This window comes from Shewanella sp. 125m-1 (genome assembly GCF_052977065.1).
Map to the genome: position 1 here is coordinate 32,438 of NZ_JBRILT010000002.1, position 22,153 is coordinate 54,590.

Here is a 22,153-nt window from a genome sequence, read left to right on the forward strand (position 1 = left end):
AATATGGCTAAGTGTAGAGTAAGGTTAGCGCCGTTTTGTGCGTAGTCTACTCATAAAGATATAGAATCAAAACAGTGAGATAGCGGTATGAGTCACAGAAATTGTAATCAAAGAGAATAGTGATTGTTTTCACAAATGGACAAGGATAGACTGAATTTAAGGTGTATTTAAAATGCCTGTTAATGTATTAAGGTATAGCTATGCTAAATATTGATGATCCCACCGCAACAGAAAAAATCCCGGCTATTTTTCGTTTAGGCTTCCGACCTTTCTTCTTAGGTGGTGCAACCGTTGCTATGTTGTTTGTGCCTTTGTGGTTAGTGACTTGGTTCTACCCCCAATATAGTTTATTTCAGACTGATTTTTGGGTGAAAGTTGTGCCTCTATGGTGGCATCCCCATGAAATGCTCTTTGGCTTTGCTTTGGCAATCGTGTGCGGTTTCTTGCTGACTTCGGTGCAAACATGGACCAATCAGCCCGGTATGAAGGGCTGGGCTTTAGCGGTTACATTCGGCTGTTGGTTACTGGCACGCTTAACCTTGTTGCTACCCATATCGATCCCACTGTGGCTGCCAGCGTTACTGGACTCTTTATTTTTACTATTTACCGCAGTTAAGCTCTGGCGCTGTATTTATAAGGTGAAGCAGTGGCATAACATTGGTTTCCCAATCATGTTACTGGCAGCAATGTGCATAAACTTGCTGAGTTATTACGCATTAAGTCAGAGAGACTTTTCGCTAAGCCATCAAATTTGGCAAGCTATGCTTTGGTGGCTAGGTTTGCTAATTACAATTGTAGGTGGTCGAGTTATTCCATTTTTCACTGCCATTCGCATAAAGCAAACTAAACCAAATCCTATTGCAATGATTGACAATAGTTTGATTGTTATCATGGTGCTTTTAGTTGTACAGGCTATTAGCCAAGTGCTGCCTAAAGAGCTAGAACAAGTTCTGCTATTTATTGCTGCGGCGCTGCACTTAGTGCGTTGGCTACGTTGGTACCCTCATAAGACCCTAAAAGAGCCAATGTTATGGTCATTGCATAGCGCGTATCTGTTTTTACCCGTGACGTTGTTTTTGTTAGCGTGGAACATTAATGACGCCAACGCTTATCGCCATTTACTGCATCTATTTGCAATTGGTACGTTAGCTGGAATATGTCTGTCGATGATTTCAAGGGTGTCACTGGGGCATACCAGCCGCAATATTTATCAAGGTCCGAATATGACGATTGCATTCGCTTGTATACCTATTGCCGCCATATTGCGTTCAATCATGCCGATAGTTGCACCAGCAGAGTACCAACTATGGTTGTGGTTAGCGGGTGGTTTCTGGTCGCTTGCATTTGCGATGTTTGTGGTGAACTATGCCGCTATATTGTCTAAACCACGCATCGACGGTAGACCAGGTTAGTGTTAATTGTTAACTAGAAACTGGCTTACAGAAGCAGGCTAAAGTAAACAGACGAATAAGAAAATAGATAAGGTTGATAGAAAACGCAATGATAGTAAATTATCTGATAAAAATGCTTGGGTCGATATCGTTAGCTTTGCTATTGCCAGCCATGAGTGTGCAGGCAGCGGATAATGCTAATGCTCAAACGACTGCAGCTAAGGAGCAACAGCTAAGAGATAAAGCATTACGTGCTAAGTTTCCGGTTCAGTATGAAAGCTGGCAAGAAACCTCGGAGCAAACAGAGCGTGAGGATATGCTGGCAAGCTACCCCGCTGCGATTATTTTATGGGCAGGCTCTTCCTTTGCCAAAGAATATAACAGCCCTCGGGGACATCACTTTGCCGTTGCGGATGTAACCCATACGCTACGCACAGGCATACCTCCTGAACCCGGTTCAAAGGGATTGTCAGCTAGTTGCTGGACTTGTAAAACTCCAGATGCCCCAAGACTGATGAAAGAGTTAGGTGTTGAAGGTTTCTCTGCCAAAAACTTTACCGACGTAGGCACTGAAGTTAACAGTGTGGTGTATTGCACCGATTGTCACGTGGACGGTAAGGCTGAGCTCGCTATGCCACGTCCACATGCTCAGGATGCGATGGCCAAGGTGCACCTGCCTTTTGATAAGCAAGATATCAATATGCAAGGCGCGCAGGTATGTGGCCAATGCCATGTGACTTATTATTTCCAGCCTGAGCGCAGTGATAAAGTCAATATTCCATGGATCTTTGGTAACAATGTTGATGATATCGAGAAGTACTATGACACCCGTCGATTCTATGAGTGGATCCATCCTATCTCAAAAACCCCCATCTTAAAGGCGCGTCACCCTGAATTTGAACATTGGAGTCGCAGTGAACATGCAGAGGCCGGAGTGACTTGCATCACCTGCCATATGCCAGAAGAAAAGGACGATAAGGGCAATACTTTTACCAGTCATAAGGTGAGTAAAGCGCTGGACCATTTTGATTCTGTTTGCCAAAACTGCCATAAGAGTGAAAAGACCATTATTAAGTCCCTTGAGAACAGCAAGGCGACAATTAATGCCAAGGCGCGAGAAGTTGAAGGGCTATTGGTAAAAGCGCATTACGAGGCGGCAGCGGCCTGGGAAGCGGGGGCAACATGGCCGTTAATGAATGATGCCATTATGGCTATTCGTCATTCTCAGTGGCGCTGGGATTTTGCTATGGCGTCGCATGGTTTGTATGCACACAATCCTCAAGAAGGTAATGAACTACTCGATATGTCTATTAAACAGGTTAAGTATGCTCGTGAATCATTAGCTGAAATTCTAAAGAAGTTTGCCGTGACTAAGGTTGATTATCCAGACATTAGTAGTAAAGAAACGGCTCAAGCTGCTGTAGGGATTGAGCTTGATAAACTGACGGGAAAAAAGCAGCAATTTATCAAACAGGAAGTCGATAACAACTGGTCGGAAGTGACTCGATACGGCTACTAGATATTGCCACCTCTGGTTTTGAAGGCTCAAATAAAAAGCCACCCTATAGACTTTTAATAAAAAATCAGTTCAAGGTGGCTTGTTTGTATTGAGACCGGCTTAGTTAGCGATCTTTAAATCAGCTCTATCGCTAATGAGGTTCATATCAAAGTCAAACTCATCGACTCGGATCGCTCGCTCACGTTTTAGATTGTAATCTTGCAGCAGTTTGTGCTCATCGCTGCTAATTACCTTGGCCCCGAGAGCGGCATCAAGAGTTAACGAGAATTTGACTCCAGCCTTAAAAGTACGTGCTCTTAGGGCTTTCTTAACCTTAGCAAGCAGTGGTAGACATTCCATTTTCGCCAGATAAGCTTGCTCATTGATATCGTTACCATCACCGGCAATCGGTTTAATCAGGTGAGTAAGATTTTTCTTAAACTCTGTATTAAGTTGAGCTTGCTCTGCTAACTCGCGCACTAAATTGTCATTGATTTTAGGCATCTTCGCCGAATAAGTTACGGTGATTAAACGCATGAACTTACGGGTCGCTGATGACGGGAAGTTATCTAAGAAATCCAACAAGGCTTTCTCTGCCTGACAAAGTGACCAGCGGGTAGCGTAATGGAAATAGGGAGCAGCTTCTTGTCGCTCTGCAGCGGTTAGCTTCTTTTCGTAATATCGAATAGACGCCATTGCTGCGTATAGGTAGCTCATCACATCACCTAGACGCGCTGATAGCATCTCAGCTTGTTTCAGTTTACCGCCGAGCACTAAGAGTGAGAAGTCAGCGTAAACAGCAAGCTTAGAGGCAAGTTTATGGACTGATTGCTCATAAGGTTTGACTTCTGTAAGGCTTGAGCCCGCAGCAGCAGTGAAAGGCAGTAGACCTAGTTTAAACGCACGTAAGCTGTTAGCGACACTGTAACCAACCGTTTTACGTAAAATGCTGTTAAATTCTTTGTCTGCACCTTTGTCGTTAGAGTGAATTGATTCCACCATCGTTTGTAGGTACGGGTGACAACGCATCACACCTTGACCGAAAATCATTAGGTTACGAGTCAGGATGTTGGCACCTTCAACGGTAATAGCAATAGGCTGCGCGACATAGCCAGAGGCTAAGGTATTTTGCGGGCCACACTGAATAGCTTTACCTGCTTGAATGTCCATGGCTGAATCGAGTACATCTCGGCCTAGCTCTGTCATGTGATACTTGGCGATGGCGGTAACCACCGATGGCTTTAAGCCTAAGCCTAGCCCTTCAGTTGTGAGAACGCGCATCGCTTCTTGCAGGTAAGTTTTACCGGCAATATCGGCGAGCTTTTCTTGAATACCTTCAAATTTACCAATCGACAAACCAAACTGCTCACGTACCGCTGCGTACTCTGCAGATGATTTAAATGAGGCCTGGCTTACCGATACACCTAGAGCTGGTAATGAAATACCGCGTCCAGCGCCTAAACAAGCAACCAACATTGCCCAGCCGCGGCCGATGTTCTTTTGGCCACCAATGATGAAGTCCATCGGGATAAAGACATTTTCGCCACGAGTCGTACCGTTATAGAAACGAATGCCCATAGGATCATGACGATTACCGAGTTGTACACCAGGATGCGACTTAGGAATAAGCGCACAGGTGATGCCAAGGTTTTCTTTGCCACCGAGCAAACCGTTAGGATCTTCCACTTTAAAGGCTAAACCTAAAACACTGGCGATAGGAGCAAGGGTGATATAACGCTTGTCCCAAGTCACGCTTAAACCGAGTACTTGTTCACCTTGGTATTCACCCATGGTCACGGTACCAATATCTGGAATGCCGCCAGCATCTGAACCCGCCTCTGGGCTGGTTAGTGCAAAACAGGGGATCTCTTGACCGTTGGCTAAACGCGGTAACCAGTAATCTTGCTGCTCTGATGTACCGTAATGCATCAGTAGCTCACCTGGGCCGAGTGAGTTTGGTACCATTACGGTTACAGCTACGGCAGAACTTTTCGCTGCGATAGTCGCCACAATCGTCGAGTTGGCATACGGGCTGAACTCAAGACCGCCAAATGACTTTGGAATAATAAGCGAGAAAAACTTATTTTCTTTTAGGAAGTTAAGAATGTTGTCTGGTAGATGCTTACTGCGTTGGATCTCAAAATCATCCACCATCGCTAGCAAGGTAGCGACAGGACCATCTAAAAAGGCTTGTTCGTCGTTAGACAGGGTGGCAACAGGAATGTCACGTAGGGCTGCAAAATCAGGTACCCCTTGATAAATCGAACCTTCTAACCATACATCACCGGCATCGAGTGCCTCTTGTTCTGTGGTAGAAATACTTGGCAATACTTTTTTTAGTTTAGTTCTAATGCTCATATTCAATGCTCGTCCGACCAGAAGTTATGCTTCACATTACGTCACAAAAAGAGCGCCAGATCAAATTTTCAAACGATAAATTTAAACGCTTGTTTATATTTGGGCTGGTATTGTGTTTGATTTTGAATATTTACAATAAAAATTTCATAAGCTTACGCCTGTACGCTTAAATGAAATTATTTTTTACCGATTTGATTTTATTGGCGAAAAAAAAACGAAAAGCGGCTACAGAATACAATTTGATTGTGTGAGGGGAGTAAATTATTCAATGTATCGTCTACATCGAATTTGCACGGCTTATGAGATAGAAGTCAAATTGAAGATGAAAAGTCATGGCCAATGCGATTAGGCCTTATTTCGACGTGGCCAACTCGATACTTTTAAATGATAACTCGAATGAACCCGCTTGTTTGTCGGCAAGTAAAAAACCGACTTGCTTGATATCGCCAAAGCTAAGTTTTGGGGCATTGACCACACGTCCTCTATACACTGATTCAAAATCATCAGCTTTAAACTCAATGGTAAGCCATTTGTTTTTTTCTGTTTTAAAGGCGCTTGAGTAGGCAAAAGAGTCCCACTGTTTATCTGTTCTTAGGCGTAATTGGTAGCGTCTACCATCACCTTTGACGTTAAGGCGAATAAGGTCAAGTCCTTCAGGTATGGTGACCGATATTTCTGCTCTGGTTGAGGCAAAGCCACCATTTCGCTCTAAAGATAACTGGCCGCTGAAGGTGGCTATATCGGATATAATTTCAATCTGGCTGTTTGAAATCCCGCCCATAACGGTATCGTTAATCAATGTCCAATTAGGGGTTTGCAATTCATTTATCACGGATAAATAACACGGCATCTGTTGATTTGTCATTAAAGCTTGCTCCTTAGCAAGGGCCTGGTTGGTTGTGGTGAGGCTTAACAGGTTGACACTAAGTAAAATTGTTCTTATTACAGCACTATATCCAGAGCTAGCATGGGGGGGAAAGCTGCAGTGTTTTATTGGTCTCGCTGGTGGCATAGTGTGTCGCCTAATTGTAAACCTTGATAGCTTATACGTTATAACGGGCTGGTTGGTTTATAAGTTTTGATTAATTCAATTTATTGGGATTAATTTGACGTATTCCGTCGCCGAACTTGTACTCGACGCTTACTTTAACTTTTACTCAGACTCATATTGGATTGACGTGAGAAGGGGAGCTTTTTTAAATGAACAAAGCAGCGATAGGGGGAATCCATCGCTGCAATAATGGTTTAAACAATGGTTTAAGCAATGGTTTAAACAATGTTTATTATGCTAATTGATGGTTAACACCTGAGTGTTTGAGTCTTGCGTATATTGCCACGGTAAATACTGTGGATCTTGCCCCTCGTAAAACCAAATAACCGCAATAAGTTGGCTTTCATGGTTAGCGACTTTGATCTCTTTGCTGAGCTTGCCTTGGTTTAGCGGCCCTCTAAACAAGCAGGAGTCAAAATTTACAGCGTAACTATCCCCTAAGATCTGATAGTCATCGCAAAGTGAGAAGTAACCTCTTTGTGTGTTGTCTTTATCGACATTTATCGTCAACATATATGCAGACTCTAGCTTGTTATCTGCATCTACTACAAGATCGTCCAGTGAAGTCGGATCTGGAGCCGGCTCCTCTGTGGTGGTGTTTGTGGTATCTGTCGTTGTCGTTGTAGATGCGGTCGTTTCTACGGGGGCGGGTGTAGCAGGAGAGCCTTCATCACCGCCTCCACCACATGCTGTAATCAACAAGGCAATACATGCCAGTAAGCTATTAGGTAGATTGAAAAAACGCTTTATTTGATTATTCATGGCATAGCCCTTAGTTATTTAAAGATGAGTGAGTCATTGGCATTTTCGTACCAAGTCGGGTTGGTGTTACCTGTGCTATCTGCTGCAAAATCAACAAATTCACTATAGGCATTATCTAAACGCTCTTTTTCTTTAGGGTGCTTCCACGTTACTGGGATCTCAATTGCCCACGCCATGCCGTTTTCGTCTTGGAAATACTGTGACGCACTTGGGTTAGATGCATCGTCTCGGGCTCCAAAGTAGTTAGTTGAGAACTTATCAGTAGGGGCTTGGTTCTTCAGGTGGATCTCTAATTGTCGGCCTGGATTTGCTCCTACTACATTTTTCGCGGCCAGACCATGATCGGTATTTGGTGTCGCAAATATAAAGGGATCATACGGAAAGGCCGGCACCAGACTTTCATCAACCGGGGTATCGAAGGGAATATCCAGTGACCAGGTGGTTCTAAAGGCGGATTCACAACCTGTTTCTGTTCTCAGGTATTCACAGCCTTGTTCTAAGGTAACGTAGTCCGATAGGTCTTGAGTAAATACAAATACAGCATTGGTTTGCCCCGTTTCTAATGGCGACACTGTTTGTGCAATGTTATCAATCGACCAACTAATGAAAGACTCTTTAATTTTCCCTCGACTGACACCAGGTAAATGAACCGCAAAGCCATTGTGATATGCAGCGCCCATAGCGGCTAACTGTGCTTCGAAACCAATACGTCTAACCTTATTATTTTTGACATACTCAATGATCCGTAATTGTACGACCACATCGTTCATATCAAAGTCACCCTGGTCTGGGTAAAGATCCTCATAGGCAAGGGTGGTATAGGTAGACGAAGAGGGGTAGTAATTAATGGTCACGCCAGTTTCGGTAAGGGTTACCGGGTAATCTTCAACCTCACCGTCGCCAACACCACCTGTTGGAGTGATATCTTGTTGAGTACTTAGACGAAAGCGTGCCCAAGTTGGTCCGGCCTTCGCCCAGCTAGGAACTTCAATACTGAGGGTGTTGAGACCATTATCAAGTGGTTCACCTAAGATAATCTGTTCTTCTAAGTCAAACTCGCCGTTTTGATCCCAGTCAAACCAAGCATTAAGGTAGCCATCTCCACCGCTAGCAGTAACGAGTAGTATTGCACTCTCGCCAAGCTCAAACCCCGTAGGCATTGATACGCCATCTTCGTCATCAGAGCTATCGCTGGCATCATCGGAGAGTGGCGCGGCATAACCATCAGACTCATTATCGACACTCGCGCCTAAATAGAGATTATCGCTGATGTTGTGTCTGGCACCATTTGAGTTTAATCGGGTGCCGTAAGAATCAGGAGCATCACCAAAGTCGACACTATCACCTACCACCACTTCTGCTAACGCGCAGCGGGCTCCATCGTTGGCTGATGAGGCTGGGCCATACGCAAATAACACTGCGCTTGGTGAAGCCGAATCAACGTTAACTTTGTAGATATTACCGTTACTGTTATTACTGACATAAAGGTTGCCATCAGGGTCAAAAAATTGTGCGCCAAAAATAAAGTTTCCCGAATTTGAGGTAATGACCACGCCTAAGTCGGTGGCTTCTGCACTAGCGGGGTCGATACGCAACAGCCTACCTGTAGATCCATTACTAATGCTGTACATGTAACCATCGGTAGGATGAAAGGCGAGGTCGGTAATATTATAGGTCGCATAGGCGGTACTGCCAGGCACTAAGGTCATGTTATAGCTTGCAGGGTTATCAAGAGGGATTTTGAATAACCCCTTACCTTTTCGATAGCCATACCAAACGTTTTCATTGATTGCGACGTCTCCGACATAGAAATTACCGGCACTCGCAGCGGTTGTATCTTTGGTAACAGAAAGGGAGATAATTTGATAATCGTTGCCGGCACGGCCTAATGATCCCGTTGCATAATCCCAACCGTAAATGTAGTTATCATGGTAATTAAACCCAACGCCGTTGTAGCCGTTGCCTGTCCCCATATCCTCAGATAACACCACATAGCTACCAGTTGCTAGGTTTACACCGTAGCTTTTGGGGGTATTAGATTGCTTCTGGATCACAAATGCTTCAGTTGGACAGGCACTAAAGGGAGCGGACGCGCTGACACTGGCAGAAATTAATAAGCTTAAAATTAATGGGGAGCAGCGTAATGGGATTGTTTTGGATATTTTCATAATGCATCTCTCACTGTCGATATTATTAATATATTCAGTGAAAGCATAAGCTGTGCCATTAATTTTTATTGTTTACTTTCATTGGTTTATTTGTTTTGAAAGATTAAGGTAAAGATCAGTTTTTGCATTTTGCAAATCAAAATATATGTGAGGAGTGAGGAGTGAGGTGTTGGATGTAAGAGTTGAGGGAAAGGTGTGACTCACCATATCGGCTCGAATGATGACATCAACCGCTAATATTCACCTTTATTTTCATGATAACTATTCATTAATAGCGTAAAAGGATTTACTTGGATTAAGTTCCTAATGATGCTAAGTTTTCTTTTGCTGTAACATTCTCTTAACTGTTTTGGTGGTGAGGAATTTATGTCGAAGATGCGCATAGGGATAGTGTGCCACCCAAGTATCGGGGGCTCGGGGCTGGTAGCAACAGAATTAGGGTTAGGGCTTGCTAAGCTTGGCCATGAAGTTCACTTTATCTCCAGTGTTCGGCCTTTTAAATTGATAGAGGATTCAGAATGCTTATTCTTTCACTCCGTTGAAGCCATTAATTACCCCTTGTTTTCCGATCCTCTATATACATTTGCATTGACGGCTAAAATAGTGGAAGTGGTCGAGCAATTTAAGCTTGATGTTGTACATGCACACTACTCCATTCCTCACTCATTATGCGCTTATCTAGCGGGTGAAATCACCGAGCATAAGTTTCCAACCATCACGACTATTCATGGCACCGATGTGACGATTGTTGGTCAAGATAAACCTCTGTATCCACTTAATCGTTTCAGTATCCATAAAAGTAGTAAGGTCACGACGGTTTCGAGCTATCAACGTAACTATATATACAGTCATTTCGATAAAAGTAAGTCGATTGATGTTATTCATAATTTTATTGATTTAGACGTTTTCTCCCCCAAATTTGCAGACATTAATGTTCGACGTCAGTTAGCGAGAGACGATGAGAAAATCGTGATGCATGTGTCTAATTTTAGGCCGCTAAAAAACAGCGACACAGTGATCCGCTCATTTCACATGCTACTTAGGAAAGTCAAAGCTCGGCTGGTACTGCTCGGGAGTGGCCCTGATATTGATGGTATCAAGCAGCAATGTGAAAAGTTGGGGATTTTAAAGCATGTTGTCTTTGTGGGAGATGTTACCCATGTTGAGCATTATCTCCCTAATGCTGATTGCATGATCCAACCGAGTTATCGAGAGTCTTTTAGTATGGTGTTACTCGAAGCGATGGCCTGTGGGGTTCCAACGGTTAGCAGTAACGTCGATGGTGTTCCTGAAGTGGTAGACAATGGTAAAACAGGTTTTATGTTTGACCCTAATGATGCGTTAGGTATGGCCAAAGCCATGGAGCGCATCTTGACTGAACCACACACGCAACAAAATCTAGGCAAGGCTGGAAGAGCTCGAGCGGCTAAACTATTTAATCCAGAAGAGAAGATTTTACAATATCTTAAGTGTTATCAAGACGCCATTAAGGACTCTCAAACAGAGGTAGCCGATATGGGTCAGCAAGGAGGCATTACATGACCAGCAAAACTGCAGCAATAGCGCCAGAAAAAGAGTCTGCCGATAAGCCAAAACAAAAAATGAGTATGTCGACGTTGGTGTTATTGTCGTTTGCAGCAGGTATTGCTGCGGGATTGTTTTTTGGTGAGATGTTGGCCTGGATGTCGGTTATCGGTGATGCTTTTATTAAGCTGCTGCAGATGACCATTATTCCGTACATTATCGTATCTTTGATTTCTAGCTTAGGTAGCCTAAGTATGGAGCAAGCCAAATCTCTTGGCGTGAAAGTCGGTAAGTTAATGTTGGTTATCTGGGCTTTTGGTTTGCTGACGATGTACTTTATTAAGTACACATTTCCTGACTGGCAGGCAGGGGAGTTCTTTAGCCTGACAGCGCTTGAAGATCCTAATTCGATTAATCTGCTTGATATTTATATCCCTTCAAATCCATTCTTCTCATTATCAAATAGTTATATTCCTGCGATTGTTCTATTTTGTGTTGCAACGGGAATAGCGCTTATCTCTATCGACAATAAAGACTCGTTAATGAAGCCGATGCAGCTATTGGGTGAGTCGTTTAATAAAGTGACTCAAAGCATTGTAAAGTTGATGCCTATAGGCATTTTTGCCATGACTGCCGCAACAGCTGGTACCATGGATTTCGATGAGTTTCAAAAGCTGCAGGTGTATTTTGTTGCTCATGTAGTGATGACTATTATTTTAACTTATTGGGTGTTACCAGCCATTCTGGCCGTGATCACGCCATTTTCTTATCGCGATATAACCGGTATTGCTAAAGATGCCATGGTCACCGCATTTGCAGCGGGTAATATTTTTATCGTGATCCCGATTTTAATTGAGCGGACTAAAGAGTTATTCCATAAATATAATATTGGCAGTCAGCAAAGTGATGATTATGCCAATATCATCATTCCGGTTGTGTTTAGTTTCCCTAACCTCGGTAAGTTACTTACTATTGTGTTTGTCCTGTTTGCGGCGTGGTTTTCTGGCAAAGAGCTGGATTTTTTGACTTATCTACCTATGTCATTAAATGGTCTGGTTAGCCTGTTTGGTAGTGTCTATTTAACTATCCCTATGTTGCTAGATTCATTAGAGCTGTCTTCTGACTTATTCCAGCTTTATATGGTTTCAAGTTTGTTTACCAGTCGCTTTACCTCGTTATTAGCAGCGATGAATATCTTTATTTTAGCGGTTGGCGGCACGGCAATGCTGGTGGGTGTCGCGAAAATCAGCATGAAGCGTTTAGTGATATACAGTGCGTTAACGCCAGTGTTTATTGGTATATGTTTGTTAGGCTCAAGTTGGTTATTGAGTTCGATTGTAGATACTGAATATGAGATGGATGAGGTGGTTGCGCAGATGAGCTCTGCAGAAAAAGTGCCGGATCAAGTGATCGCATACAGTTGGGGGGATGTCGCAGCAGCGAATGGGCCTCGCAGTGTACAACAGATAAGAGAAAGTGGTGTACTTAGAGTCGGCTATAACCCGATACAAGTGCCGTTTTCTTTCTACAATGCGGAGCAAAAGTTGGTTGGCTTTGATGTTGAGCTAATGAAAAAGTTAGCCCAAGAGATGGATCTAAGCATTGCGTTCATCCCTTATACTTTTGCTAATGTACTTGAAGGGATTAATCAAGGCCAGTTTGATATTGCGATATCGGGCTTGCAGATGACAACTCAGCGATTAGAGCTGGTGGGCTTTACTACGCCTGTACTCGATCTGCACTACGCCTTTGTGGTGAAAGACCATCGAGCCGATGAGTTTAAAACCGATAAATTGATCCAAGATGCGGGCAAAGTTCGCATCGCTTCTGTTGGCAGCTATTCAATCATTCCGCATTTAGAGGAGAAATTTCCTAACCTTGAATTTGAAACCATACAATCGGATAGGATGTTTTTTGAAGACGACGGTAATACATGGGATGGCTTGATGATAAGCCTAGAGGCCGGTAAAACCTGGACAATATTATACCCAGAATACACCACTCTTTATAATCGAGAAGAGATTAAATCATTTCCAGCATCCTATGCGGTGGCTCTTGACAATGGGTCATTACAAACCTTTTTAAACAGTTGGTTGGAGCTACAAAAGTCGTCAGGTTTTGTCGACAAGCTCTATGGATATTGGATTTTAGGTGAGAACGCTAAACCAAAACAGCCTAGGTGGTCGGTTATTAAAGATGTGTTGCATTGGGTAGATTAAGTGTCGATAAGCAATGGGCCATAAATGGTTAGGAGTATAGCGGGTGAAAAAAGCGTCTTTGGTATTACTCATGTTGATGACTCACTCTACAGTCTTTGCAAGTGAAGAGTATGAGGTTGGCCCGGATTCCTATGATGAGGGAGAGCTGCAGTGGAACTATTTAATCGCTTTCCCCATGGTTTGGGCGCCAGATATCTCTGGCTCAATTGCTGCAGATAGCGAGCGAGTTGATATCGACGTGCCGTTTAAAGACATCATTGATAACTTGAACTTCGGTGTTATTGGTGAGCTGTATGCTCAGAAAGGGGATTGGCTCTATAGCCTTAGAGTTAATTACCTAAGGCTTAAAAGTGATAGTCAGACCGAGGGCCTTAAAGGGCCCATCTCTGGCGGTATTATCTCCCCGGGTCACAATGTCGAAACCGATATGCATTTAGCCGTTAACGATTTGCTAGCGGGCTATGAAGTCGCGCCTGGCTTGCGTGTATTTACAGGTGTCCGGCATATCTTTAGTAAAATTGATTTAAATATAAAACCATTGAGTGATGATGGACTGATCAATATTAATACTCAGGTACCGATTGCGAATGAGCATCTGTTCGACTGGTTGGTGGGGGCCACTTATCGATATTGGATGACAAAAGCTTGGGGCGTGTCAGTAGGCGCCGATACTAAAATCTATGGTGACAATGATCGAGATTATGGCTTCAATGCCTCGGCTCTATATCGGTTCGGCGACCTACATAATGTGTGGATTGGTTATCGTTACCTGCAAATTGGCAATGACTCAGAAGTCGATGGTGTAAAATATCAGATGGACTTTGTTGAAAAGGGCCCACAGATTGGCTGGGCCTTTAGTTTTTAAGTGCCGAGTCAGAGGCGTGAAAAGGGCGTTAACAGCGAGCTAAAACTCAACCGTTAGCCTTATTGAATTACAACATAAAACTGTAACTCAATACGCCATAACCATGCCATTTATCAGGATCTGACTCATATTCCTTGGTGTAGAGATCGAAACTCCAACTGACAGACCAAGTGGGGAATGCCCAAATAACACCAGTGCTAGCTCTGGCTTGTTGGTGCTTTATCTGCAGGTACGAGTCATAGGGTAATGAGCCGTCAATAGTCAGGTCGTTGAAGCGGTATCCCGCTTGCGCACGGGCGTATACTGTCCAGCTACCATGTTGGCGTGCACTCGCGCTGTATTGACCAAAATGACCTGCATGGCTACTCAATTGGCCAAATGTTTTTGCTAAATCATCTCCCCAGCGTAGTGTAAGGCCAAGGCTCGCCTCTGAGCGAAAATTTCCCAACATATTATGGCTATAACCACTAAGTTCCCATTGGCTATCGTCAGTACTTTTTTGCCTAAATGCTAATGCATCAACCTCATAAGCCAGTTGCACAGTAAGTTGGTTTTCGACTTGATATTGCCATCCTTTAGGAGGGGTTGAAGAGGTAATTTTATGCACTAACTCTTGCATAGTCTGTGCACCCGACGCGGGGCCGATAACACCAATGCTAAACCAGTTCTTTTGCGCTAACGTCTCACTAAAACTACCTGTAAAGCTCTCAAGTTCCAGTATGCCGGCGTAAGGACGTTCATTGGGCTGGGCATAGTCAAACTTAATCTCAGTTGGGGTCCACATCCTTTGATAGACTTTGGCCCCCCACTGGGCAGTATGGCTATGGCTGGAGAGCCGTAAACTTTTTTGCCAACTAAAGGGCCAAGGAGCTTGAGTAAAGTCTGCTTGAGGGAGAGCTTGCCAGCCAAATACAAACCCATTGGAGTAATCACCATCTTGACCAATAACCACGTCATTATCAAAACTAAAGTGCCATTGATCTGCTAAGGAGGGGCGGGGGATGAAAACTAGCACGCTAGCCAAACTAAGAGCACAACATGCTCGCAGGGGAGATAAGAAGGTCAATGCATGACTCCTCATAGGTCAGGAATGTATGATTTCAGGCTAGGATCTACATAACGCTAACGCACCTAGCATAGCCTTAAATCATTAAGCGGTGCAAGCGCTACTGGGCATGAGGGGGAAAGAGGCTGCGAGCCTGAGTAACAGTGCGGTTACTCAGGGGATTTTGTTAAACGCTGAGGATAAACGAAACGGTTTGACGTTTAGATTGATTAATCTCAGAGCTCAAGTTTATCGCTCTATGAATAGACTTGAGTTACCTAACTTATTTTGTTGCCTTAAATATTTGCATAAATGAAGGTGGCTTTTGGATATTAATTGGCACATTGAGTTTTCTGGCCACATCATTGGCGGAAATAAGCCCACGTATATGGTGCTTCTGATGGTCGATAACCAACATATGATGTAAGCCATTCTCTTGTAAGGTCCTGACAACATCGCTGACATTGGCCGTCAGCACTTCTTGGAAATCAAGAGCCATTAAATCGTCACGCGCTACCATCATATCGGTAACTTGCAGCTCATTAATATGCATTGAGTGTTTCGCAGCAAGTTTCATCATCCTGTGTGGGGACAGTTCATGCTTGCTAATGACTCCTAGAAATTTATTATCTTTATCTACAACTAGTCGCATAAAGGCATGGGTTTTCTCCATAATCTCAGCGGTATTAATTGCAGTCGTCGAGGCGTCTACAACCATAGGTTGAGTGTGATCAAAATCAGTAAAGATAGTCAGGGCTGACTCGTTGAGATTGGTTTCATACTCTTTAGTTGACCACATAAGGTGATCGATAGAGGCAGTACTAAATAATTCGAGGTTTCGCATCAGAATACTCCATGACTAAAAATGGCTGACCGAGATGGCAGAATGTGATCTCCGTTCCATAATGACTAACCTATTCCTCAAGTGCCTGTTGGGTCAATAATTATGAATTACATTTAATTTTAGTTAAGCTTTTGATGTATCTGTTACCAAATCGATGTTTTTTTCTACTGTTTTAGGTTTTAGTTAAGTCGTATATGGCGTAGTTAATACAGCTACTTATTGAATATAAAACCTTTTTCATTACCAGCGAGAGTAGCTGCTTGGCTAAGTCTTGTGAACATAAGAGAACCAACTGAATATGAATCAGACCATAGCAACAATTATACAGCACCGATCGATTAGGCATTTCACGGAACAGGCTATCGAAGCGCCAAAGCTTGAGCAGATTTTACGTTGTGCCAATGCCGCCTCTAGCTCAAGTTTTATTCAATGCTCCAGCATTATACGTGTGAGTGCTCCAGAGGTTCGGGCGCTGTTAGCCAAGCTCGCAGGTGGACAAAGTTATGTCGAGTCGGCAGCTGAGTTTTTAGTGTTCTGTGCTGATTTTAATCGCCATCATCAAATACATCCCGATGCACAATTAGGCTTTACAGAGCAAACTTTGATAGGGGCTATCGATACCGGTTTAATGGCACAAAATGCCATCATTGCAGCCGAATCTTTGGGGTTAGGAGGCGTATACATTGGTGGGATCCGCAATGATCCTGAGCAGGTGACAGCACTTTTAGGTCTGCCTAAAAACGTGATGCCTTTATTTGGCATGTGCTTGGGATATCCGGCCAATGTGCCTGAAGTCAAACCTCGTTTACCGCTGAGTATTGTGGTGCATCAAGATCGCTATCAAGCGATGGATAAGGCAATACTCGCCATTTATGATCAACATGTTAGAGAGTACTACGCTGCTAGAAGTAGCAATAATAAACATGTTTCTTGGTCAGAACAGATCACATCGACACTGAATAAAGAGTCGAGGCCATTTATGCGAGCGTATATTAATAGCCAAGGGTTCAGCATTAAGTAACTACCTTATGGGATAAGTTTCAATTGATTCCGTTGTTGTTATTGTTGACCGTCTGAGAGGTTTGAACATAGTGCTTAAACGGTAAGGCTTCAGTTAGAATCTCTGCTCCTTCGAGCTAAGCGTAAACGCGCTTGAGTCAATGCTTTTAAACCCGTTTAGTATTTCATTAAAATAATATTTGAGAGCGCTAACAGGCTGAAAGCCTATTAAAACAATAAGCTATTTTCGCCCCATCTGAAATAGGGGGGAATTAGTGGTAAATATTGACTGTCAGCCCTGTGGCTGGGCGAAAATCGGCTATACTGAATAATGAAAAGCGTATCTTAGACAGTGACTATTTTGTAAGTAGTAAGTCTATTAGCTAAGCATTTATGAGAGTGTGTAAAGTGTGTGTAAAGTAAATGCAGACGTTAGCTAATATGTAGGTGTGAGGTCATGGCTCTAAGAGTAGCAACCGTGTAGTTTCTGGGCTTACAGCGCGGTCAACGAGGGATGTAGCATAACCCTGAGTTGTTGTATGTAATGGCTAACCCCGACGCGCTTTTCACTCATTCCCAAGGCTTACTTTTTTAGTAAGCCTTTTTTGTTTTCTGTTTGAGTTACTTCTGTTCAAAACGCTCCTTTCGTGTATTTATCTCAGGCTTGCTAACTGTCGAAGCTAGAAAGAGACGTGTGCGCTTTAAGCCATCTCTAGCAATCCAAGTTCAGATTATGGCGCTAATCGAATGTTGTCACATTCGGTGAGAGCTACATCAATATCTATCATTTGCTGTGAGCAGAATCGTTGGCAGTGGTTTGCACGCGTTGAAAAAACAACTAGAGCTAGATAAGTTGAACGTAAATCAATCTGTTTTTGGTGGTTTTGTTAACTTGATCGAACTATGTCATATGTAAAATGCGGCCTGTTCACAAGACTAATTTTTGAGCCTAGCTGATATTCGAAATTTTTATTATAATGTGTCTTTAAAGGTGAGTCGTTTAATCGTCAGCTTTAGGTGTGACGTATTAATAGGATTCAACAAATAATTTATTAAAGAGAAAATGCCATGAGCGCTATCCCACCATGCCCAAAATGTGAGTCAATCTACGTATACGAAGATGGCTCAAACTTAGTTTGCCCTGAATGTGCTCATGAATGGAATCCAAACGAAGTTATCGTGGATCCAGACGCAATCATCTTAAAGGATGCCGTTGGTAACTTATTGGCTGAAGAAGACAAAGTAACGCTAATCAAAGACCTTAAAGTTAAGGGTTCTTCGTTAGTACTTAAAGTAGGTACTAAAGCGGTTATTAAGCGTTTTGTTGATGGCGACCACGATATTGACTGTAAAGTTGATGGTCACGGCCCAATGATGCTTAAGTCTAAGTTCGTTAAAAAACAGAACTAATCGAACTGCCAAGCAGCTAGAACTGCTTGAATGTACAGAAAACCTGCCCAGTGCAGGTTTTTTTGTGTCTAAAATTGGTGGTATCAATTATTTGTGTGGAAAAGTTGCAGATACAAAAAAGCCGCTAAACCCGTCTGGTAAGGGTTTAGCGGCCTTTGAAGGTTATTGCTAACCTAGTATTGGTGGAGGCGGCGGGGCTCGAACCCGCGTCCAAAAAGCCTACATCCAAGGCGCTACATGCTTAGTCTCTCTTTTGGTTAACCAAGTACACTCCGAAAGACAGGATTGTAATTGGCGAGTTCAGTACTGTTTCGCGGTTCACCCCTGAACGTGGTTCCCTCGCTATCAAATGTAAAGGTGACCATCTTATTACTCTGCCCATTTGATAAACGTGAGCAAGATGGCTAGCTAGCCTAAGCTGCTAGAGAGTAGTTAGAGTCGTTTGCAACTATAACGGTGCGGCTTTTTACGAGGCCAACCGCCCCTCGGCATGCTCCCAGGGTTTCGAGAATCTTGTCGAATCCAGAATCGCCCCCAAGTACAATGTGATTGTAACGCGACCTAGCTTGTTTTACCAAGCATAAAAATCGCATTTACAACCGATTGTTCGTTATACGTACGTTATTCATTAGGTACGTTGTTGAAATTACTGCTGTACCGCCTTCTTTATGGTACGAGCCTTTTCAATTTGCCATTCGCGATCTTTAGTATCGTCGCGCTTGTCGTGTTCTTTCTTACCTTTACCTAGGCCAATCTCAATTTTAACCCAAGCGCCTTTCTGCCAATACATAGAGATTGGAACAATTGAGTAACCTTTACGGTCAACTAGCCCTTGAAGCTTATCAAGCTCTTTACGTTTAAGTAGTAGCTTACGTGAGCGCAAAGGATCACACACTACATGAGAAGAGGCGGTATTAAGTGGTGCGATGGTGCAACCAAAAAGGTAAGCCTCGCCTTCTCTTAAAAAGACGTAGCTTTCGGACAAGTTGACCTTGCCCATACGAATAGACTTAACTTCCCATCCCATGAGGGATAGGCCTGCTTCTAGCTTCTCTTCAAACTTATAGTCGAAGGTTGCGCGTTTATTACGTGCGATTGAAGCTGAACTGTTCTTTGAATTTTTTGCGTTTTTCTTAGCCATAGGAGACACATTATACTCAGGCTTAGCAAATATGGAATTGGGCAAGTGGATTTATTCGATGTTTTGTTGTTATCAGCGGTGAGTTTGTTTGCTTTTTAGTCGCTTAATATCACTCTTGAGTATCAAAGATGCGTTTTTTTGTGTTCATGTTAAAATCGACCTTTGGTTTTTAATTACTGAGTAGCAATCTTCAATGCCGCAAATTTCACGCAGTGTATTAGTTCGCTTCAGCGCGATGCAGATGTATGACTTAGTCAATGATGTTGAGTCATATAAAGAGTTCTTGCCCGGATGTGTCGGTGGTAAGGTGATAGAGTTTGACGGCAAAACGATGCTGGCATCGGTTGATGTGGCAAAAGCGGGGATCAGTAAAACCTTCACTACTCGCAATCAAGTTGTTGCTGGTAAAAGTATTCAATTACAATTAGAAAACGGTCCTTTTAAAGAACTCGTTGGTGAGTGGACGTTTACTGAGCTTACTGAAGATGCCTGCAAGGTAAATTTCGAGTTGCAGTTTGAATTCTCTAGCCCAATTGTCGATATGGCCTTTGGCAAGGTTTTTAAAGAGTTGATGGGATCCATGGTAACTGCATTTACGAGCCGCGCGAAGGTGATATACAAATGAGTACTGAACAAACATCATTTTTGGTTGAAGTTATTTATGCGCTACCCAAGCAGCAAAAGCTGATTAAGGTTCAGGTTCCAGCCGGAACGACCTGTATCGATGCGGTCAAGTTAAGTGATATGCAGCGTTACTTTCCTGATATTGATCTTGAAACGGTAAAATTGGGGATTTTTAGTCGCTTAGTTAAGCATGATGAAGTGCTACAACCCGGTCAACGCGTTGAGATTTACCGGCCATTAATTGCCGATCCTAAGGATGTGCGTCGTAAACGTGCAGAAAAAGCGAAAGAAGATGGCCGAATTAATAAGATTACGGGAAGTAAGCTTTAATGCCCCTGAAATTGCTTTAATGAATAACGGCTATTAATGACGGATATGAAAATGGCGACGCCCAAACGGGAGTCGCCATTTTTGTATTGATGCCAGGACTAATTATTCAAACTTTTCTGAGAGTGTCTCAGGTTGTGTTTGTTCCTCTTCGATCAGAGGTTTAGCTTGAGGGCGCTGCTCTGGGATCAAAGGATCACCTTCTGGGGTGTTGATCTCTGGTAACTTACTTTCTTCAAGTGGGACACCAAAGTCAGGGCTAAGCTCATAATCACCTTTCACTTCAGTTAGCTTATCGCCATTAAAGTTAAGGATGAGTTCTTTATGGATAATGCTGGCGTCACGGCCACTCTTATAGTGGTAGACATAATACCAAGTATCATCTGAGAAACTGTCTCGTAAAACGGGACGACCAAGCACGTATTCAACCTGCTCTTTAGTCATATCGATTCGTAACTTTTCAACTTGCTGCTTTTCCATATAGTTACCCTGAGGGATATCAGGTTTATAGATCAACCAGTCAAAAACACTACAAGCACTAAGTGATAACGAGAGCGCAGCAGCGCCCAAAAGGGTAAGACTTTTCTTTTTAATTGTCATTGAATGCGCTACTTCATCAAAATATGTCGGTCATAATACCCAAGCAGTCACCCTTATGACAAGGAGTATTACTGCAAGGCGTGCTTGGGGCGGAATTCTTTACTTTAATTAAAGGATTTAACATTAATCTCAGCATTGTGGGTATATTGAGTCGACAAACGGCAAATAGTTCATCTATCGCACTAATTTGTTAAAAATGACGCTATTGCTATTGTAATGCCAGGATGACTCTTACAGTATGAAATTCAATTGGATACTATCAAATTATTCACTTTATATCGCGGTTGAAAAATGGTTTAACTAGAAAGGTAAAACCATTTTATTGTCGATTAAATGCATTGACCTATTTTATGTTTAAGTTACGCAGTTGTTATGCTAAATTAACATGGTTTTGTAATCTATTTGCGCAGCTTAGTTTTTTGCAGCAAAACAACAATAATAATCGTAATAACAGGCAATTGAGTAAATGACAGCAAAAGAAAAAGGAACTTTGGTTTGTGTCGGCACGGGTTTGAACTTGGCCGGACAAATTAGCGTACTGAGTAAAAGCTACATAGAGCATGCTGATGTGGTGTTTTCTCTGGTGCCAGACGGATTTGCACAGCATTGGCTTGAGTCTCTCAACCAAGACGTGCGCAGTCTTCAGCCTTATTACGCTCAAGAAGGTGAAGTTAAAAACCGCCGAGATACTTATGAACAGATGGTGGCAGCCATTTTAGAGCAGGTGCGCTTAGGCAAAAGAGTTGTTTGTGCGCTATATGGTCATCCGGGCGTTTTCGCTTGTGTATCGCATTTTGCGATTATTCAGGCAAGAGAAGAGGGTTATCCAGCGCAAATGGAGCCGGGTATTTCGGCCGAGGCCTGTTTATGGGCCGATGTGGGTATTGATCCTGGCGCCTCGGGTCACCAAAGCTTCGAAGCCAGCCAATTTATGTTTTACAAGCATACGCCAGATCCGACAACGCACTTACTGCTATGGCAAATTGGCATCGCTGGCGAGCATACCTTAACTGAGTTTCATACTTCATCAGACAGGTTACAGGTGTTAGTAGAGCTACTTAACGAGTGGTATCCTCTAGAGCATGAAATCGTGCTATATGAGGCCCCTAACTTACCCACTCAGGCTCCTAGAATCGACAAAATAGCCTTGAAAGAACTGCCGTTTGCGCGTCTTTCATCTATCACGACCTTGCTTATTCCACCCTCGAGAGAGCTAGAGTTTAATCATGAGGTATTGGCCAAGCTTGGGATCACCGCCGAAGACTTAGGTTAATGTCCCTGTGGTGATGAGCTTGCAGTTTTGAGACTGAGACGATTAAGCATCTTA

Annotated in this window: 18 protein-coding genes and 1 other RNA gene; 10 read left to right on the forward strand and 9 right to left on the reverse strand. The window is 43.1% G+C overall.

Going from position 1 to position 22,153, the window contains the following annotated elements; all coding sequences use genetic code 11:
• The first annotated feature begins 200 nt into the window (after positions 1-200).
• Both ACVBIK_RS01285 and ACVBIK_RS01290 read left to right on the forward strand, forming a co-directional pair.
• A complete protein-coding gene (locus ACVBIK_RS01285) occupies positions 201-1,412 on the forward strand; it encodes an NnrS family protein (RefSeq protein ID WP_447161131.1) in 1,212 nt (403 codons plus the stop codon).
• 88 nt (positions 1,413-1,500) lie between these two features.
• Positions 1,501-2,910 (forward strand): ammonia-forming cytochrome c nitrite reductase subunit c552, encoded by a 1,410-nt coding sequence (locus tag ACVBIK_RS01290; protein WP_447168890.1) that lies wholly within the window; start codon positions 1,501-1,503, stop codon positions 2,908-2,910.
• A gap of 99 nt (positions 2,911-3,009) precedes the next feature.
• On the opposite strand, the gene ACVBIK_RS01295 is transcribed toward ACVBIK_RS01290, so the two are convergent.
• From ACVBIK_RS01295 to ACVBIK_RS01310, 4 genes are all read right to left on the reverse strand, one after another.
• Complete coding sequence (locus ACVBIK_RS01295; RefSeq protein WP_447161133.1) at positions 3,010-5,247, reverse strand: acyl-CoA dehydrogenase; 2,238 nt, start codon at positions 5,245-5,247, stop codon at positions 3,010-3,012.
• A gap of 352 nt (positions 5,248-5,599) precedes the next feature.
• Complete coding sequence (locus ACVBIK_RS01300) at positions 5,600-6,112, reverse strand: CIA30 family protein (RefSeq protein ID WP_447161134.1); 513 nt, start codon at positions 6,110-6,112, stop codon at positions 5,600-5,602.
• A 423-nt stretch (positions 6,113-6,535) separates the two neighbouring features.
• On the reverse strand, positions 6,536-7,060 hold the full coding sequence (locus ACVBIK_RS01305; RefSeq protein ID WP_447168891.1) for a hypothetical protein: 525 nt from the start codon (positions 7,058-7,060) through the stop codon (positions 6,536-6,538).
• Between the two features lie 14 nt (positions 7,061-7,074).
• Positions 7,075-9,228, reverse strand: a complete 2,154-nt coding sequence (locus ACVBIK_RS01310) for an LruC domain-containing protein (RefSeq protein ID WP_447161136.1) — start codon at positions 9,226-9,228, stop codon at positions 7,075-7,077.
• A gap of 366 nt (positions 9,229-9,594) precedes the next feature.
• Here ACVBIK_RS01310 and bshA point away from each other — a divergent pair, with 366 nt between their 5' ends.
• Genes bshA through ACVBIK_RS01325 form a run of 3 tightly spaced genes read left to right on the forward strand, consistent with a single transcriptional unit; the run spans position 9,595 to position 13,836 of the window.
• On the forward strand, positions 9,595-10,770 hold the full coding sequence (gene bshA / locus ACVBIK_RS01315; protein WP_447168892.1) for an N-acetyl-alpha-D-glucosaminyl L-malate synthase BshA: 1,176 nt from the start codon (positions 9,595-9,597) through the stop codon (positions 10,768-10,770).
• Complete coding sequence (locus ACVBIK_RS01320; RefSeq protein WP_447168893.1) at positions 10,767-12,971, forward strand: cation:dicarboxylate symporter family transporter; 2,205 nt, start codon at positions 10,767-10,769, stop codon at positions 12,969-12,971. Before bshA ends, ACVBIK_RS01320 begins: the two co-directional genes overlap by 4 nt.
• Before the next feature lie 43 nt (positions 12,972-13,014).
• Positions 13,015-13,836, forward strand: coding sequence for a hypothetical protein (locus ACVBIK_RS01325; RefSeq protein WP_447168894.1), 822 nt, complete (start codon positions 13,015-13,017; stop codon positions 13,834-13,836).
• Between the two features lie 67 nt (positions 13,837-13,903).
• Here ACVBIK_RS01325 and ACVBIK_RS01330 read toward each other — a convergent pair whose 3' ends face one another.
• Positions 13,904-14,851, reverse strand: coding sequence for a lipid A deacylase LpxR family protein (locus tag ACVBIK_RS01330; protein ID WP_447168895.1), 948 nt, complete (start codon positions 14,849-14,851; stop codon positions 13,904-13,906).
• Positions 14,852-15,164: 313 nt separating this feature from the next.
• Positions 15,165-15,725, reverse strand: coding sequence for a CBS domain-containing protein (locus tag ACVBIK_RS01335; protein WP_447168896.1), 561 nt, complete (start codon positions 15,723-15,725; stop codon positions 15,165-15,167).
• 298 nt (positions 15,726-16,023) lie between these two features.
• On the opposite strand from ACVBIK_RS01335, the gene nfsA reads away from it, so the two are divergent.
• Positions 16,024-16,746: an oxygen-insensitive NADPH nitroreductase gene (nfsA, locus tag ACVBIK_RS01340; protein ID WP_447168897.1), complete on the forward strand. Its 723-nt coding sequence runs from the start codon at positions 16,024-16,026 to the stop codon at positions 16,744-16,746.
• Positions 16,747-17,792: 1,046 nt separating this feature from the next.
• Positions 17,793-18,134 carry a zinc ribbon domain-containing protein YjdM gene (locus ACVBIK_RS01345; RefSeq protein ID WP_447163768.1) on the forward strand — a complete coding sequence of 114 codons (342 nt, stop codon included), beginning with the start codon at positions 17,793-17,795 and terminating at the stop codon, positions 18,132-18,134.
• Between the two features lie 180 nt (positions 18,135-18,314).
• Here the strand turns inward: ACVBIK_RS01345 and ssrA are convergent.
• Positions 18,315-18,670: a transfer-messenger RNA gene (ssrA, locus tag ACVBIK_RS01350) on the reverse strand.
• 110 nt (positions 18,671-18,780) lie between these two features.
• Complete coding sequence (gene smpB / locus ACVBIK_RS01355; protein ID WP_012154535.1) at positions 18,781-19,275, reverse strand: SsrA-binding protein SmpB; 495 nt, start codon at positions 19,273-19,275, stop codon at positions 18,781-18,783.
• Positions 19,276-19,468: 193 nt separating this feature from the next.
• Here smpB and ACVBIK_RS01360 point away from each other — a divergent pair, with 193 nt between their 5' ends.
• A complete protein-coding gene (locus ACVBIK_RS01360; RefSeq protein WP_447161169.1) occupies positions 19,469-19,900 on the forward strand; it encodes an SRPBCC family protein in 432 nt (143 codons plus the stop codon).
• Positions 19,897-20,229 (forward strand): RnfH family protein, encoded by a 333-nt coding sequence (locus ACVBIK_RS01365; RefSeq protein ID WP_447161170.1) that lies wholly within the window; start codon positions 19,897-19,899, stop codon positions 20,227-20,229. The genes ACVBIK_RS01360 and ACVBIK_RS01365 overlap by 4 nt, the downstream gene beginning before the upstream one ends.
• A gap of 102 nt (positions 20,230-20,331) precedes the next feature.
• Here the strand turns inward: ACVBIK_RS01365 and ACVBIK_RS01370 are convergent, their stop codons facing one another.
• A complete protein-coding gene (locus tag ACVBIK_RS01370; RefSeq protein ID WP_447161171.1) occupies positions 20,332-20,826 on the reverse strand; it encodes an outer membrane protein assembly factor BamE in 495 nt (164 codons plus the stop codon).
• A gap of 466 nt (positions 20,827-21,292) precedes the next feature.
• Here ACVBIK_RS01370 and ACVBIK_RS01375 point away from each other — a divergent pair, with 466 nt between their 5' ends.
• A complete protein-coding gene (locus tag ACVBIK_RS01375; protein WP_447168898.1) occupies positions 21,293-22,099 on the forward strand; it encodes an SAM-dependent methyltransferase in 807 nt (268 codons plus the stop codon).
• Positions 22,100-22,153: the final 54 nt, after the last annotated feature.

Excerpts from the sequence above, each read along its gene's own strand:
- ACVBIK_RS01285 (WP_447161131.1), top strand. The coding sequence starts at position 201 with ATGCTAAATATTGATGATCCCACCGCAACAGAAAAAATCCCGGCTATT.
- ACVBIK_RS01290 (WP_447168890.1), top strand. The coding sequence starts at position 1,501 with ATGATAGTAAATTATCTGATAAAAATGCTTGGGTCGATATCGTTAGCT.
- ACVBIK_RS01295 (WP_447161133.1), bottom strand. The coding sequence starts at position 5,247 with ATGAGCATTAGAACTAAACTAAAAAAAGTATTGCCAAGTATTTCTACC.
- ACVBIK_RS01300 (WP_447161134.1), bottom strand. The coding sequence starts at position 6,112 with ATGACAAATCAACAGATGCCGTGTTATTTATCCGTGATAAATGAATTG.
- ACVBIK_RS01305 (WP_447168891.1), bottom strand. The coding sequence starts at position 7,060 with ATGAATAATCAAATAAAGCGTTTTTTCAATCTACCTAATAGCTTACTG.
- ACVBIK_RS01310 (WP_447161136.1), bottom strand. The coding sequence starts at position 9,228 with ATGAAAATATCCAAAACAATCCCATTACGCTGCTCCCCATTAATTTTA.
- bshA (WP_447168892.1), top strand. The coding sequence starts at position 9,595 with ATGTCGAAGATGCGCATAGGGATAGTGTGCCACCCAAGTATCGGGGGC.
- ACVBIK_RS01320 (WP_447168893.1), top strand. The coding sequence starts at position 10,767 with ATGACCAGCAAAACTGCAGCAATAGCGCCAGAAAAAGAGTCTGCCGAT.
- ACVBIK_RS01335 (WP_447168896.1), bottom strand. The coding sequence starts at position 15,725 with ATGCGAAACCTCGAATTATTTAGTACTGCCTCTATCGATCACCTTATG.
- nfsA (WP_447168897.1), top strand. The coding sequence starts at position 16,024 with ATGAATCAGACCATAGCAACAATTATACAGCACCGATCGATTAGGCAT.
- ACVBIK_RS01345 (WP_447163768.1), top strand. The coding sequence starts at position 17,793 with ATGAGCGCTATCCCACCATGCCCAAAATGTGAGTCAATCTACGTATAC.
- smpB (WP_012154535.1), bottom strand. The coding sequence starts at position 19,275 with ATGGCTAAGAAAAACGCAAAAAATTCAAAGAACAGTTCAGCTTCAATC.
- ACVBIK_RS01360 (WP_447161169.1), top strand. The coding sequence starts at position 19,469 with ATGCCGCAAATTTCACGCAGTGTATTAGTTCGCTTCAGCGCGATGCAG.
- ACVBIK_RS01365 (WP_447161170.1), top strand. The coding sequence starts at position 19,897 with ATGAGTACTGAACAAACATCATTTTTGGTTGAAGTTATTTATGCGCTA.
- ACVBIK_RS01370 (WP_447161171.1), bottom strand. The coding sequence starts at position 20,826 with ATGACAATTAAAAAGAAAAGTCTTACCCTTTTGGGCGCTGCTGCGCTC.
- ACVBIK_RS01375 (WP_447168898.1), top strand. The coding sequence starts at position 21,293 with ATGACAGCAAAAGAAAAAGGAACTTTGGTTTGTGTCGGCACGGGTTTG.